Origin of the sequence: Enterobacter sp. UNJFSC 003 (assembly GCF_036903355.1) — a bacterium.
GTDB lineage: Bacteria > Pseudomonadota > Gammaproteobacteria > Enterobacterales > Enterobacteriaceae > Enterobacter.
On record NZ_JBAKHK010000001.1, the window covers coordinates 289,396 to 303,789 of the forward strand.

Annotated in this window: 10 protein-coding genes; 3 read left to right on the forward strand and 7 right to left on the reverse strand. The window is 56.0% G+C overall.

What is annotated here, in order from left to right:
* Positions 1–25 precede the first annotated feature (25 nt).
* Genes glpC through glpA form a run of 3 tightly spaced genes read right to left on the reverse strand, consistent with a single transcriptional unit; the run spans position 26 to position 4,048 of the window.
* The gene (gene glpC / locus V5P19_RS01345; RefSeq protein ID WP_334399401.1) at positions 26–1,216 is read right to left on the reverse strand and encodes an anaerobic glycerol-3-phosphate dehydrogenase subunit GlpC; all 1,191 of its coding nucleotides are present in this window, start codon (positions 1,214–1,216) and stop codon (positions 26–28) included.
* Positions 1,213–2,430, reverse strand: coding sequence for a glycerol-3-phosphate dehydrogenase subunit GlpB (glpB, locus tag V5P19_RS01350; RefSeq protein WP_334399403.1), 1,218 nt, complete (start codon positions 2,428–2,430; stop codon positions 1,213–1,215). The genes glpC and glpB overlap by 4 nt, the downstream gene beginning before the upstream one ends.
* Entirely contained in the window at positions 2,420–4,048 is a 1,629-nt protein-coding gene (gene glpA, locus V5P19_RS01355; RefSeq protein ID WP_334399405.1) for an anaerobic glycerol-3-phosphate dehydrogenase subunit A, read from the reverse strand. The genes glpB and glpA overlap by 11 nt, the downstream gene beginning before the upstream one ends.
* Positions 4,049–4,298: 250 nt before the next feature.
* On the opposite strand from glpA, the gene glpT reads away from it, so the two are divergent.
* Both glpT and glpQ read left to right on the forward strand, forming a co-directional pair.
* Complete coding sequence (gene glpT, locus V5P19_RS01360) at positions 4,299–5,651, forward strand: glycerol-3-phosphate transporter (RefSeq protein ID WP_334399407.1); 1,353 nt, start codon at positions 4,299–4,301, stop codon at positions 5,649–5,651.
* An 11-nt stretch (positions 5,652–5,662) separates the two neighbouring features.
* Positions 5,663–6,715: a glycerophosphodiester phosphodiesterase gene (gene glpQ / locus V5P19_RS01365; protein ID WP_334399409.1), complete on the forward strand. Its 1,053-nt coding sequence runs from the start codon at positions 5,663–5,665 to the stop codon at positions 6,713–6,715.
* A gap of 23 nt (positions 6,716–6,738) precedes the next feature.
* Here the strand turns inward: glpQ and yfaE are convergent, their stop codons facing one another.
* From yfaE to ubiG, 4 genes are all read right to left on the reverse strand, one after another.
* Positions 6,739–6,993 (reverse strand): class I ribonucleotide reductase maintenance protein YfaE, encoded by a 255-nt coding sequence (yfaE, locus tag V5P19_RS01370; protein ID WP_025757202.1) that lies wholly within the window; start codon positions 6,991–6,993, stop codon positions 6,739–6,741.
* Positions 6,993–8,123, reverse strand: a complete 1,131-nt coding sequence (gene nrdB / locus V5P19_RS01375; RefSeq protein WP_334399411.1) for a class Ia ribonucleoside-diphosphate reductase subunit beta — start codon at positions 8,121–8,123, stop codon at positions 6,993–6,995. The genes yfaE and nrdB overlap by 1 nt, the downstream gene beginning before the upstream one ends.
* A 49-nt stretch (positions 8,124–8,172) precedes the next feature.
* Positions 8,173–10,458 carry a class 1a ribonucleoside-diphosphate reductase subunit alpha gene (nrdA, locus tag V5P19_RS01380; protein WP_334399413.1) on the reverse strand — a complete coding sequence of 762 codons (2,286 nt, stop codon included), beginning with the start codon at positions 10,456–10,458 and terminating at the stop codon, positions 8,173–8,175.
* A gap of 349 nt (positions 10,459–10,807) precedes the next feature.
* Positions 10,808–11,536, reverse strand: a complete 729-nt coding sequence (ubiG, locus tag V5P19_RS01385) for a bifunctional 2-polyprenyl-6-hydroxyphenol methylase/3-demethylubiquinol 3-O-methyltransferase UbiG (RefSeq protein WP_334399415.1) — start codon at positions 11,534–11,536, stop codon at positions 10,808–10,810.
* 146 nt (positions 11,537–11,682) lie between these two features.
* Between ubiG and gyrA the strand changes: the two genes are divergently transcribed.
* Positions 11,683–14,319, forward strand: a complete 2,637-nt coding sequence (gyrA, locus tag V5P19_RS01390; RefSeq protein WP_334399417.1) for a DNA topoisomerase (ATP-hydrolyzing) subunit A — start codon at positions 11,683–11,685, stop codon at positions 14,317–14,319.
* Positions 14,320–14,394: the final 75 nt, after the last annotated feature.

Below are 14,394 nucleotides of genomic sequence, written 5' to 3' on the forward strand. Positions count from 1 at the left end.
TGCCGGGGGAAAGCCCCGGCAATGCTTACCCCAGCGCTTTTGCCAGTAAGGTAATGGGATGCTCGCAACGCTTGCGGGTGGACATCTCAATCTGCCATTTGCAGGTTTCACAGTCGGTCACCACGATATCCGCGCCGCTCTCTTCAATCTGGCGGAACAGCGGTGCGCCAATCGCCTGTGAGGTTTCGAAGTTCTCACGCTTAAAGCCGTAGGTTCCCGCAATCCCGCAGCAGCGCGAATCCAGCACCGTCAGCTCAAGGCCCGGAATCAACCGTAGCAGTTCAAGCGTATAGAGCGACCAGCCCATTTTTTCCATATGACACGGCGTGTGATACACCACTTTCAGCGGTAATGTCCCTAGCGGCAATGTCTGCCCGCTATCCAGTTTGCGCCACAGGAAGCGCGTCGCTAGCTCAATGTGCTCGCGCAGGCCGGTATTATCCACGTCCAGCAGATGCGGGTACTCGTCGCGCAGGGTAAAGGTGCAGGTGGACGAGGTCGCCAGCACCGGAATACCTTTATCGACAATGGCTTCCCGCAGTGACGTGACGTTGCTTTTTGCCTGCTTGCGCGCTTTATCGGTAAACCCGTTGGCAATCAGCGGTACGCCGCAGCACTTCTCCTTATTCAACAGCTGAACGCCTGTTCCCATGGCGTTAAGCACCTTCAGCAGGTCTTTACCCAGTTGCGGGTGGTTGTAGTTCACATAGCAGCCGTGGAAAAAGGCCACCTGATCGGCAAACTGTGCCTGTTCTGCCGCCACGGATTTGTACCAGCGGCGGAAGGTACCGTGAGAATATTTGGGCAGGCTGCGGTGATGGTCAATCTTGAGCGTGGCATCCAGCAGCTGGCGCACCGGTCTGAGAGAGGTCGCGGCATTCACCAGCGGGGCGAACGGCGTCGATACGGTGCCCATCAGATCGGTATGGCTGAGGATCGCATCGCGAAGCGACGGTTTCTGAGTGCTGTAACGCGCCCGGGCGCGCTGGATAATATCACCAATTTTGACATCCGACGGACAGGCGACTTCGCAGCGTTTACAGTTGATGCAGTATTTCAGCGCGTCGTCGTACAGTGCGCCGTCCTTCAGTCGCAGGCGCTCGCCGTCCGGCCCGGCCTGTTTGGGGCCAGGGTAACGCGGGTTCACGCCGCTGACCGGGCAGACCGTGGTGCAGACCGTGCATTTAATGCAGCTTTCAAAACGGGTATCGTTCATGGATGAGCCTCCGTGCGCTGGCAAATCTGCTCTGCCACATACAGCGCCGTGATGGCGCACACGCCGCCCCCGCACCCCTGGGCGATAGGATCGTATCCGCCGAGAAGGGAGCCAATGGCATAGAGTTTGTCGATGGGGCGACCCGAAAGCTGCGGATGCAGCTGCGTATCAACGATCGCCCCAAACTGCTGCCAGGGCTGCGGGCTGAAGAAATCACTCTGATACCAGTCCGCGCGGGAAGCGCTTTGTCTGACATCCAGCCCCAAAATGGCCTCACGGATACCCTCGCGGCTGCTCAGTAATCCGTTGCTGAAGAAACTGCCGCTTGCCAGCACCGTGTAACGCGCGCGAAGCGGGATATCCCCGTGGTTACGCGTCCATACATCGCTGAAATCGCCCTCGGTCAGGGTGATTTTTTTGACTTCGTCACCCGCCAGCCATACGCCGCCCTGGGCAATAAACTGGCGTTGAAGCTGGGTATGAAGACGAATGCCGGGCACGGAAGGCGGAAGCGTCGGCAGCAGGCCAAGCGTGCAGGGGAGGCGATCCGACAGCCAGCGCCAGAGCCGGTTATCCGTCAGGCCGAAACAGGCTGGCATATATAGCGTGTCGTATTTCGCACTCAATGGCTTCAGCGCCTCATACAGCAGCGGCCACTTCTCTTCGTTATCAAGCAGCCGGGCAATGTTCACCGCGCGAAACTCGCTCGGGTTATCGCGCAGGACGTCAAGCTCAGGCAGGTCAATTTCCGCCGTTTCGGCGTTAACCCCCTGTCGGCAGAGCGATGCCGCGGCGAGATGGGGCTGGAAATCAAGAAAACCGCTGATCCCTACCACCAGCACAGGCTTCTCGTTGAACGGCGAAATGGGCACTTCTTCCGGGCTGAGCCAGGCGGAGCGCAGGGTGCCGAGCGGCGTGACGCGCTGGTGATTGTGTTGGGCATTGCCCTGCAATCGCGCGCCACACTCCGCCAGCAGCGCTTCGGCTTCATGGGCAAAGCGTTCAATATTCTCTGTACCCGTCAGGCGATAGGGATGCTCTGGGGGGAGCGCATCGCGCCAGGCGTCGTCCAGCAAATCCAGCGAGCCGGAAGAGAAGTGCAGGGCGCTTTGGCCACGGGTGACGATGGCACAGCGCAGGCCCTGCTTCGTGAGTTTGATGCCGCACAGCAAGCCCGCCAGCCCGCCGCCGACAATCACGGTATCAAATTTCATCGTGTTGCTCCTTCTCCAGACCGCAGAGCCCCTGGTAAACCCAGCGGGTAAACTCGCTTTCGCGCAGGGCATCGCCCCAGGCGATGGGCTGAATGCCCTTCCAGCGCTCATTCAAAAAATCGCTAAGCTGATCGAGCGACTGCGTGGCGGTGGTGGTATGAAAACGTTGTAGTAGCGCGGCAGCGCGGCAGGCGCACAGCTCCCCCTGGCAGGTTCCCATTCCGACGCGCGTGCGGCGGCGTAAATCGAGCAGAGTTTTTACCGTCAGGTTCTCCACGGCATATTGCACTTCACCTGCCGTCACCGCTTCGCACTCGCACACCAGGCTACGGCTAAGTCGGCCTTCGCCCAGCCAGGTCGGAGTTCTGTCGCCGTGGCGATAAATGGCCGAGCCGCGAAGAGGTGCGGGGAGTGAGATGATCTTTTGGAGCGTTTTCTCGGTCGACTGGCGCGAGCCGGGCAGCGGCTGCTCCGCCGTGACGCACCGTTCGGTATTCCCTAGCTTGCGGCAGACGGCATCGGTAGCCCATTCCGCCATCAAACGGTAGGTCATCAGCTTGCCGCCAGTAATGGTGATAAACCCCTCCATTCCGTCGCGCTTAGCATGATCGAGCAGCACAATGCCGCGGCTGACGTTACGTCCGCTCGGGTCGTTATCGCTGGCAACCAGCGGGCGTATGCCCGCGTAGGCGCGAAGGATACGGGTCTGCGCCATTACCGGTGCCAGCTTTTCCCCTTCGCGCAGCAAAATGTCGACTTCTTCTGCCGTCACCCTGTTGTCATCAATCTCGCTGTAATCCACGTGGGTTGACGTGGTGCCAATCAGCGAGATGGTGTCGCCCGGCACCAGAATATCGGCGTCAGACGGTTTGCGGCAGCGGTTAATCACATGGTTATTGATGCGATGATCCAGGATCAGCAGAGAGCCTTTGGCCGGGAACATGCGAACGGATAAGTCAGCATATTCGGCAATGCGTTGACCCCATATTCCCGCCGCGTTAATGACGACGGCGGCAAACAGCTCGCTGTGTTCGTTATAACGGGTGTCGAAAAGGCGCACGCCGCAGACGGTATTGCCTTCGCGGATAAGCCCGGTGACGTCATGCCCGGTCAGGATCCGCGCGCCGTGCTCCCGGGCATCCAGCATATTGGCGGCCGTCAGGCGGAAGGGGTCAACCGTGCCATCCGGGACCTTCACCGCGCCGATCAGGGCAGGGTTTACCGAGGGTTCTAAACGACGCGCCAGCGCGGGATCAATGGCCTCAGCCTGAATGCCCGCTGAGCCGCATGCGGCAATAAAGGTGTGCTGAAAGGCGAGGTCATCTTCGGGAAGGGTGATAAAGAGGCCGTCGGTCGGCTCGATGCAGTGGCGAGCGATGCGCTTGAGGATTTGGTTTTCAGCAATACACTCGCGCGCTGACTCACCGTCGGTCACCGCATACCGCGCGCCGCTGTGCAGCAGGCCATGATTGCGGCCGGTTGCGCCGGTCGCGATGTCATGACGCTCCAGCAGCGTCACGCTTAAGCCCCGCAGGGCGCAATCGCGTGCAATCCCGGCACCGGTCGCGCCACCACCAATGATTATCACATCGCTGTAGCGAGGATCGTGAAGTGTCATTGTCATCCCTCAATGTTCGTTTTTTACCATTTAGCCACATCAATTTTGTGGTTTGTTTGATTTCGAACATAAACGCGCTCAATTCGAAAGTGAAACGTGATTTCATGCGCTTTTTTGCGCATTCTGTCATATTTCTGTAACAATCTGTGCGTTGATTCACAGTAACAATCACTGTGATTTCTTAACATCCCCGCCTCTGGAACCAGGTGCGAGCCACCTGCTCATTTACTACAAGGCCACGGAGGCTGTTATGCTCAGTATCTTCAAACCTGCGCCGCATCGGGCGCGTCTGCCAGAGGCAGAAATAGATCCGCTTTATCGCCGCCTGCGCTGGCAAATCTTCCTGGGGATTTTCTTCGGGTACGCCGCTTATTACCTTGTGCGTAAAAACTTTGCGCTCGCAATGCCGTATCTGGTGGAGCAGGGCTTTTCGCGTGGCGATCTGGGGTTCGCGCTGTCGGGGATCTCCATCGCGTACGGTTTTTCCAAGTTCATTATGGGATCTGTGTCGGATCGCTCGAATCCGCGCGTGTTCCTGCCTGCCGGTCTGATTTTAGCGGCAGCGGTCATGCTCTTTATGGGCTTTGTGCCGTGGGCGACCTCCAGTATCGCGGTGATGTTTGTGCTGCTGTTCCTGTGCGGCTGGTTCCAGGGGATGGGGTGGCCGCCGTGCGGACGCACCATGGTGCACTGGTGGTCGCAGAAGGAGCGTGGCGGGATCGTGTCGGTGTGGAACTGCGCGCACAACGTGGGCGGCGGTATTCCGCCACTGCTATTCCTGCTGGGGATGGCCTGGTTCAATGACTGGAAAGCCGCACTGTACATGCCAGCCTTTGGCGCGATCGTGGTGGCGCTGATTGCTTTCGCACTGATGCGCGACACGCCGCAGTCCTGCGGTCTGCCGCCGATTGAAGAGTATAAAAATGACTATCCGGACGATTACAGCGAGCAGCATGAAGAAGAGCTGACCGCAAAACAGATTTTCATGAAGTACGTGCTGCCCAACAAACTGCTGTGGTACATCGCGGTGGCGAACGTATTTGTCTACCTGCTGCGCTACGGCATTCTCGACTGGTCACCAACGTATCTCAAAGAGGTGAAGCACTTCGCCCTGGATAAATCCTCTTGGGCCTATTTCCTCTATGAATACGCCGGGATCCCCGGCACGCTGATTTGCGGCTGGATGTCGGACAAAGTGTTCAGGGGCAACCGCGGCGCAACGGGCGTCTTCTTTATGACCCTGGTGACTATCGCAACCGTCGTTTACTGGCTCAACCCGCCGGGTAACCCGGGTGTGGATATGGCCTGTATGATTGTTATCGGCTTCCTGATTTACGGCCCGGTCATGCTGATTGGCCTGCACGCTCTGGAATTGGCACCGAAAAAAGCAGCAGGTACCGCCGCAGGCTTTACCGGTCTGTTCGGCTATCTGGGTGGTTCGGTCGCGGCAAGCGCCATTGTGGGCTATACCGTCGACTTCTTCGGCTGGGACGGCGGCTTTATGGTCATGATTGGCGGAAGTGTGATGGCGGTTCTGCTGCTGATTGTGGTCATGATCGGTGAAAAACGTCACCATGCCGACGTGCAGGCGCGTCGTCAATAAGGAGCATCGTGATGAAATTGACTCAACTTGCAACCGGTCTGCTGCTGGCCGGCCTGATGACAGGCTCCGCGCTGGCGACCGATAAGATTGTGATTGCCCACCGCGGTGCGAGCGGCTACTTACCGGAGCACACGCTCCCTGCAAAAGCGATGGCCTATGCGCAGGGTGCGGATTACCTGGAGCAGGATCTGGTGATGACGAAGGACGATCGGCTGGTTGTCCTGCATGACCACTATCTTGACCGCGTGACGGACGTGGCGGAACGCTTCCCGGACCGCGCCCGAAAGGACGGGCGTTACTACGCCATCGACTTCACGCTGGCGGAGATTCGCTCGCTGAAATTTACCGAAGGCTTCGAGATTGAAAACGGCAAGAAGGTGCAGGTCTATCCGGGACGTTTCCCGATGGGCAAATCTGATTTCCGCATTCATACCTTCGAAGAGGAGATTGAGTTCATACAGGGACTGAACCACTCAACCGGTAACAACATCGGTATCTACCCGGAAATCAAAGCGCCGTGGTTCCATCATCAGGAAGGTAAGGACATTGCGGCAAAAACGCTGGACGTGCTGAAGCAGTACGGCTACACCAGCAAGAAGGACAAGGTCTACCTGCAGTGTTTTGATGCGGCAGAACTCAAACGCATTAAAACCGAGCTGGAGCCGAAGAGGGGGATGAACCTCAATCTGGTGCAGCTGATTGCCTATACCGACTGGAATGAAACTCAGGAGAAGCAGCCAGACGGCAAATGGGTGAACTACAGCTACGACTGGATGTTCAAGCCTGGCGCGATGAAGCAGATTGCGCAGTATGCTGACGGTATCGGACCTGATTACCATATGCTGGTGGCCGAAGGATCCACGCCGGGTCACGTGACGCTGACGGCCATGGTAAAAGAAGCCCATGCCAGCAAGCTGCAGGTTCATCCGTATACGGTGCGTGCGGATCAGCTGCCGGATTATGCGACGGACGTGAATCAGCTGTACGACGTGCTGTACAACCAGGCAGGCGTGGATGGACTGTTTACGGATTTCCCGGACAAAGCAGTGACGTTCTTAAAATAGAAAAAGGGCCGTAAGGCCCTTTTTTACATCTCGATCTCAATATCGCCTTTTGCCCGGCAGCAGCAAGGCAAAATTTCACCTTCGTTGATAAAGGCCAGCGGTTCGGTCAGCCAGTCCACCTGGCCTGCAACCAGACGGCAGCGGCAAGAGCCGCAATACCCTTCCCGACACTGGTACTCTACTTCAACCTGATGCGCCTCAAGCGCCACCAGCAGAGAAGGATGCTCTTCCTGACACAGCACTTCCGTGCCAGAAAGGCTTAGCGTTACCCGGGTCATCAGAGCTGGAAGTCGCTCAGGTCGTCAGTATTCACTTCAGAGTCAATCTGACCGACCAGGTACGAACTCACTTCCACTTCCTGTGGCGCAACCTGCACGTTATCGGACACCAGCCAGGTGTTGATCCACGGGATGGGGTTAGAGCGCGTCTGGAACGGCAGCTCGAGGCCAACAGCCTGCATGCGGATGTTGGTGATGTACTCAACGTACTGGCAGAGGATGTCTTTGTTCAGACCAATCATGGAGCCGTCGCGGAACAGGTAATCGGCCCACTCTTTTTCTTGCTGAGCCGCCAGCACGAACAGGTCATAGCACTCCTGCTTGCACTCTTCGGCGATTTCCGCCATCTCTGGATCGTCAACGCCGCTGCGCAGCAGGTTCAGCATGTGCTGGGTGCCGGTCAGGTGCAGGGCTTCATCGCGGGCAATCAGACGGATGATTTTGGCGTTGCCCTCCATCAGCTTGCGCTCGGCAAAGGCGAAGGAGCAGGCGAAGCTCACGTAGAAGCGGATTGCTTCCAGCGCGTTCACGCTCATCAGGCACAGGTACAGCTGCTTTTTCAGCGCGCGCAGGTTCACGGTGAGGGTTTTACCGCCCACGTTGTGTGTACCTTCACCCAGCAGATGCCAGTAGCTGGTCATCTCGATCAGCTCGTCGTAATAGTGCGCAATACCTTCAGCACGCTTCTGGATCTGCTCGTTGGTCACGATGTCGTCAAACACCACCGCCGGATCGTTAACGATGTTGCGGATGATATGGGTGTAAGAACGGGAGTGGATCGTCTCCGAGAACGCCCAGGTTTCCACCCATGTTTCCAGCTCCGGAATGGAGATCAGCGGCAGCAGCGCGACGTTCGGGCTACGGCCTTGAATAGAGTCCAGCAGCGTCTGGTATTTCAGGTTGCTGAGGAAGATGTGCTTTTCATGATCCGGCAGCGCCTGAAAATCGATGCGATCGCGGGATACGTCAACCTCTTCCGGGCGCCAGAAGAAGGAGAGTTGCTTTTCAATCAGCTTTTCGAAGATGTCATATTTTTGCTGATCGTAGCGTGCCACGTTGACCGGCTGGCCGAAGAACATCGGCTCTTTGAGCTGGTCGTTTTTCGTCTGTGAAAAGGTGGTATATGCCATGAGTGTGTCCTGTCTTACGAAATAAAGGCGGGGAAATCCCCGCCCTTCATTAGATCTTACATGCGCCGCTTTCGCAGCCATCGTCCTGAATTGACGGTACCATGTCGTCCTGGGCGTCTTCCGCACCATCACGGGTGTTGTGATAGTACAGGGTTTTCACGCCAAATTTATAGGCAGTGAGCAGGTCTTTCAGCAACTGCTGCATCGGAACCTTGCCAGACGGGAAGCGCGTCGGATCATAGTTGGTATTGGCAGAGATCGACTGGTCGATGAACTTCTGCATGATACCCACCAGCTGTAGATAACCGTCGTTGTTTGGCATTTCCCACAGCAGCTCGTAGTTGTTGCCCAGCGTTTCGTAATCTGGCACTACCTGACGCAGAACGCCGTCTTTCGAGGCTTTGATGCTGACGTGACCGCGTGGCGGCTCGATACCGTTGGTGGCGTTAGAGATCTGCGAAGAGGTCTCGGACGGCATCAGGGCAGACAGCGTGGAGTTACGCAAGCCGTGCGTTTTAATGGACTCGCGCAGGCCTTCCCAGTCCAGATGCAGCGGCTCGCTGACAATCGCATCCAGGTCTTTTTTGTAGGTATCGATTGGCAGAATGCCTTTCGCGTAGGTGGTTTCGTTAAACCACGGGCACGCGCCTTGCTCTTTCGCCAGCTCGTTAGAGGCTTTCATCAGGTAGTACTGAATCGCTTCGAACGTCTGGTGCGTCAGGTTGTTAGCGCTGCCGTCAGAGTAACGCTTGCCGTTTTTCGCCAGCCAGTACGCGAAGTTAATCACGCCAATGCCCAGAGTACGACGGCCCATTGCGCCGCGTTTAGCGGCGGGAATTGGGTAATCCTGATAGTCCAGCAGCGCATCCAGCGCACGAACGGCCAGCACGGCCAGCTCTTCCAGCTCGTCCAGGCTCTTAATCGCACCCAGGTTGAACGCAGACAGCGTACACAGCGCGATTTCACCGTTTTCGTCGTTAACGTCGTCCAGCGGTTTGGTTGGCAGGGCAATTTCCAGGCACAGGTTAGACTGGCGCACTGGCGCAACCGCCGGGTCAAACGGGCTGTGGGTGTTGCAGTGGTCAACGTTCTGGATATAGATACGGCCAGTAGAAGCACGTTCCTGCATCATCAGGGAGAACAGGTCTACCGCCTTCACGCGCTGCTTGCGGATGCTGTCGTCTTTTTCGTATTGGGTGTACAGACGCTCGAACTCATCCTGGTCAGCGAAGAACGCGTCGTACAGGCCCGGGACGTCAGACGGGCTGAACAGGGTGATCTCTTCACCTTTCAGCAGGCGGGTGTACATCAGTTTGTTGATCTGTACGCCGTAGTCCATATGACGGACGCGGTTGCCTTCAACGCCACGGTTATTTTTCAGTACCAGCAGGCTTTCAACTTCCAGATGCCACATTGGGTAGAACAGGGTGGCTGCGCCACCGCGCACGCCGCCCTGAGAGCAGGATTTCACTGCAGTCTGGAAGTGTTTGTAGAACGGGATACAGCCGGTATGAAACGCTTCACCGCCGCGAATTGGGCTACCCAGCGCACGGATGCGACCGGCGTTGATGCCGATACCGGCACGCTGGGAAACGTATTTTACAATCGCGCTGGAGGTGGCGTTGATGGAATCCAGGCTGTCACCGCACTCAATCAGCACGCAGGAGCTGAACTGACGGGTAGGGGTGCGTACGCCAGACATGATTGGCGTCGGCAGAGAAATTTTGAACGTGGACACCGCATCGTAGAAACGCTTCACGTAGGTCAGACGCGTGTCACGCGGGTAGTTGGAGAACAGGCACGCGGCCACAAGAATATAGAGGAACTGGGCGCTCTCATAGATTTCGCCCGTTACGCGGTTCTGAACCAGGTATTTGCCTTCAAGCTGTTTCACCGCCGCGTAGGAGAAGTTCATGTCGCGCCAATGATCGATAAACCCGTTCATCTGCTCGAACTCTTCTTCCGTATAGTCTTCCAGCAGATGCGTGTCATATTTGCCCAGCTCAACCATTTTCACCACGTGATCGTAAAGCGCAGGCGGCTCAAACTGACCGTAGGCTTTTTTACGCAGGTGGAAAATGGCCAGACGTGCAGCGAGGTACTGATAATCCGGTGCGTCGCGGGAGATCAGGTCTGCCGCTGCTTTGATAATGGTTTCGTGGATATCAGACGTCTTGATGCCGTCGTAGAACTGGATATGCGATCGCAGTTCAACCTGGGAGATAGATACGTTGTTCAGGCCTTCTGCTGCCCAGTCGAGAACTCGATGGATTTTGTCCAGATTGATACGCTCGGTAGTACCGTCGCGCTTTGTCACCAGCAGACTCTGATTCATGTGGGTTTTTACCTGTCCGTGAAATAAAAAAATATCCCCCGCTTATCCACAGATCCGTCTTGTGACTAACTCTGTGGATAAATACTACATATAGGGGGTTTGCGATAAAATGAACGCTATATGGTGAGTATTCTAGTATCGAATCATTTCAGTACAAGGGTTGATTTTGACGTTAAATTGAGGTTGTGAAAGGGTAAAAAAGCCTAAGTCCTCGTGCTATAAGGCCTGGACCCCATGTCAATATTTAAGAAAAAAAATTCAAAATTTGATCGAGTGCTGATTTCTTCAACGGGCGGTCAGAATTGCGCAACATGATGCTGCGCAATCTTTATAAGAAAAGCAGATGACGTTAGTCGTTTTTGGCGGTTGTATGCAACATATAGTTAACATCTACGCCCGGCGCGAGCTTGAATTTATCCGTTAATGGATTGTAATGCAGACCGGTGATGTGCTGCTCTTTGAGCCACGTTTGGTCAACCCAGCCTAACAGTTCGGCAGGCTTGATGAATTTCTTCACGTCGTGCGTGCCTTTCGGCACCATGCGCAGCACATACTCTGCACCGACCACCGCCATCAGCCAGGCTTTGCCGTTGCGGTTGATGGTCGAGAAGAAGACCTGACCGCCCGGCTTAACCAGTTTTGCACAGGCTTTAACCACGGATTGCGGATCGGGAACGTGTTCCAGCATCTCCATGCAGGTCACGACATCGTACTGATGGGCATATTTTGCCGCGTGGTCTTCAACAGTCTCCTGCACATACTCTACCTGCACACCGGACTCCAGCGCATGAAGGCGAGCGACCTGCAGTGGCTCAAAGCCCATGTCCAACCCAGTGACGGTTGCCCCTTCTCGCGCCATGCTCTCAGCCAGAATGCCGCCACCGCAGCCAACGTCGAGCACTTTCTTACCGAACAGGCCGCCGGAACGTTCCGCGATATAGCCCAGACGCAGCGGGTTTATGCGGTGCAGCGGTTTGAACTCGCCTTCAAGATCCCACCAGCGGGACGCCACCGCTTCAAATTTGGCGATCTCTTCATGGTCAACGTTGTGCGCCACCGAGGATTTTTCGGCATTCATGGGTGCTTTTACTCCTAATTTAGCAAGACTTCGGAGTATATCAGGCTATCCCTGTGAATAAAGCATACAGGTTTACCTGTCTGAGAGCGGTTGTGTTATAATTTGCGACCTTTGAATCCGGGACACAGTAGAGGGATAGCGGTTAGATGAGCGACCTTGCGAGAGAAATTACACCGGTTAACATCGAGGAAGAGCTGAAGAGCTCCTATCTGGATTATGCGATGTCGGTCATTGTTGGCCGTGCGCTCCCAGATGTCCGCGATGGCCTGAAGCCGGTACACCGTCGCGTACTATACGCCATGAACGTATTGGGCAATGACTGGAATAAAGCCTACAAAAAATCTGCCCGCGTCGTGGGTGACGTTATCGGTAAATATCACCCGCATGGTGATACCGCCGTGTATGACACCATCGTCCGTATGGCACAGCCATTCTCCTTGCGTTACATGCTGGTAGATGGTCAGGGTAACTTTGGTTCTGTCGACGGCGACTCCGCTGCGGCGATGCGTTATACGGAAATCCGTATGTCGAAAATCGCCCACGAGCTGATGGCCGACCTCGAAAAAGAGACCGTTGATTTCGTCGATAACTACGACGGCACCGAGCGCATTCCTGATGTTATGCCAACCAAGATCCCGAACCTGCTCGTTAACGGTTCATCGGGTATCGCAGTGGGCATGGCAACCAATATTCCGCCACACAACATCACCGAAGTGATCAACGGCTGCCTGGCCTTTATCGACGATGAAGAGATCAGCCTTGAAGGGCTGATGGAACACATCCCCGGGCCGGATTTCCCGACGGCGGCGATCATCAACGGTCGTCGTGGTATTGAAGAAGCGTACCGCACCGGTCGCGGCAAGATTTACATCCGTGCCCGCGCAGAAGTGGAAGCGGACGCGAAAACGGGCCGTGAAACCATTATTGTTCACGAGATCCCGTATCAGGTGAACAAAGCGCGTCTGATTGAAAAAATCGCCGAGCTGGTAAAAGAAAAACGTGTTGAAGGTATCAGCGCGCTGCGTGACGAGTCTGATAAAGACGGGATGCGCATCGTGATTGAAATCAAACGTGACGCGGTGGGCGAGGTTGTCCTGAACAACCTGTACTCCCAGACTCAGCTTCAGGTCTCCTTCGGTATCAACATGGTTGCGTTGCACCATGGCCAGCCGAAGATCATGAACCTGAAAGAGATCCTGAGCGCGTTCGTCCGTCACCGTCGTGAAGTGGTGACGCGTCGTACTATCTTCGAACTGCGTAAAGCGCGTGACCGTGCCCACATCCTGGAAGCACTGGCTGTTGCACTGGCAAACATCGACCCGATTATCGAGCTGATTCGTCGTGCGCCGACCCCTGCGGAAGCGAAAGCTGGATTGGTCGCTCAGCCATGGGCGCTCGGCAATGTTTCTGCCATGCTGGAACGTGCGGGCGATGACGCTGCGCGTCCTGAGTGGCTGGAACCTGAATTTGGCGTGCGCGACGGTCAATACTACCTGACCGAACAGCAGGCCCAGGCGATTCTGGATCTGCGTCTGCAGAAGCTGACCGGCCTTGAGCATGAAAAACTGCTCGACGAATACAAAGAGCTGCTGGAACAGATTGCCGAGCTGCTGCATATCCTGGGTAGCGCAGATCGCCTGATGGAAGTAATCCGTGAAGAGCTGGAACTGGTCCGCGATCAGTTTGGCGATGAGCGTCGCACTGAAATCACCGCAAACAGCTCTGATATCAACATTGAAGATCTGATCAACCGCGAAGACGTGGTGGTCACCCTGTCTCATCAGGGCTATGTGAAATATCAGCCACTCACTGACTACGAAGCACAGCGTCGTGGGGGTAAAGGCAAATCTGCAGCACGTATTAAAGAAGAAGACTTTATTGACCGCCTGCTGGTGGCAAACACCCATGACACGATCCTCTGCTTCTCAAGCCGTGGTCGTCTGTACTGGATGAAAGTCTATCAGCTGCCTGAAGCGAGCCGTGGCGCGCGTGGTCGTCCAATCGTCAACCTGCTGCCGCTGGAAGCGAATGAACGTATCACCGCTATCCTGCCAGTACGCGAGTACGAAGAAGGCGTGAATGTCTTTATGGCGACCGCCAGCGGTACCGTGAAGAAAACCGCGCTGACCGAGTTCAGCCGTCCACGTTCTGCCGGCATCATTGCGGTGAACCTGAACGAAGGCGATGAGCTGATTGGCGTTGACCTCACTTCCGGTTCTGATGAAGTGATGCTGTTCTCTGCCGCCGGTAAAGTGGTGCGCTTTAAAGAGAATGCCGTGCGCGCGATGGGGCGTACTGCGACCGGCGTTCGCGGTATCAAACTGGCGGGCGAAGACACCGTTGTTTCCCTGATCGTTCCGCGTGGTGAAGGTGCAATCCTGACCGTGACGCAAAACGGTTACGGCAAACGTACGGCAGAAAGCGAATACCCGACCAAGTCTCGCGGCACGCAGGGCGTTATCTCCATTAAAGTGACCGAGCGCAACGGTTCCGTTGTGGGCGCGGTACAGGTAGACGATGCTGACCAGATCATGATGATCACCGATGCCGGTACGCTGGTGCGTACACGCGTTTCCGAGATCAGCGTGGTTGGCCGTAACACCCAGGGCGTTATCCTCATCCGTACAGCGGAAGATGAAAACGTAGTGGGTCTGCAGCGCGTTGCTGAACCTGTGGATGACGAAGAGCTCGACTCTATCGACGGTAGCGTAGCCGAGGGCGATGATGACATCGCGCCGGAAGCGGACATCGACGATGAAGCAGCGGATGACGCTGACGAGTAACGTCTCCTGACGCAAAAAAGGGCCGGATTCCGGCCCTTTTCTTTTGCGGAAGCCGTTAAGTGAACGTTGCGACCT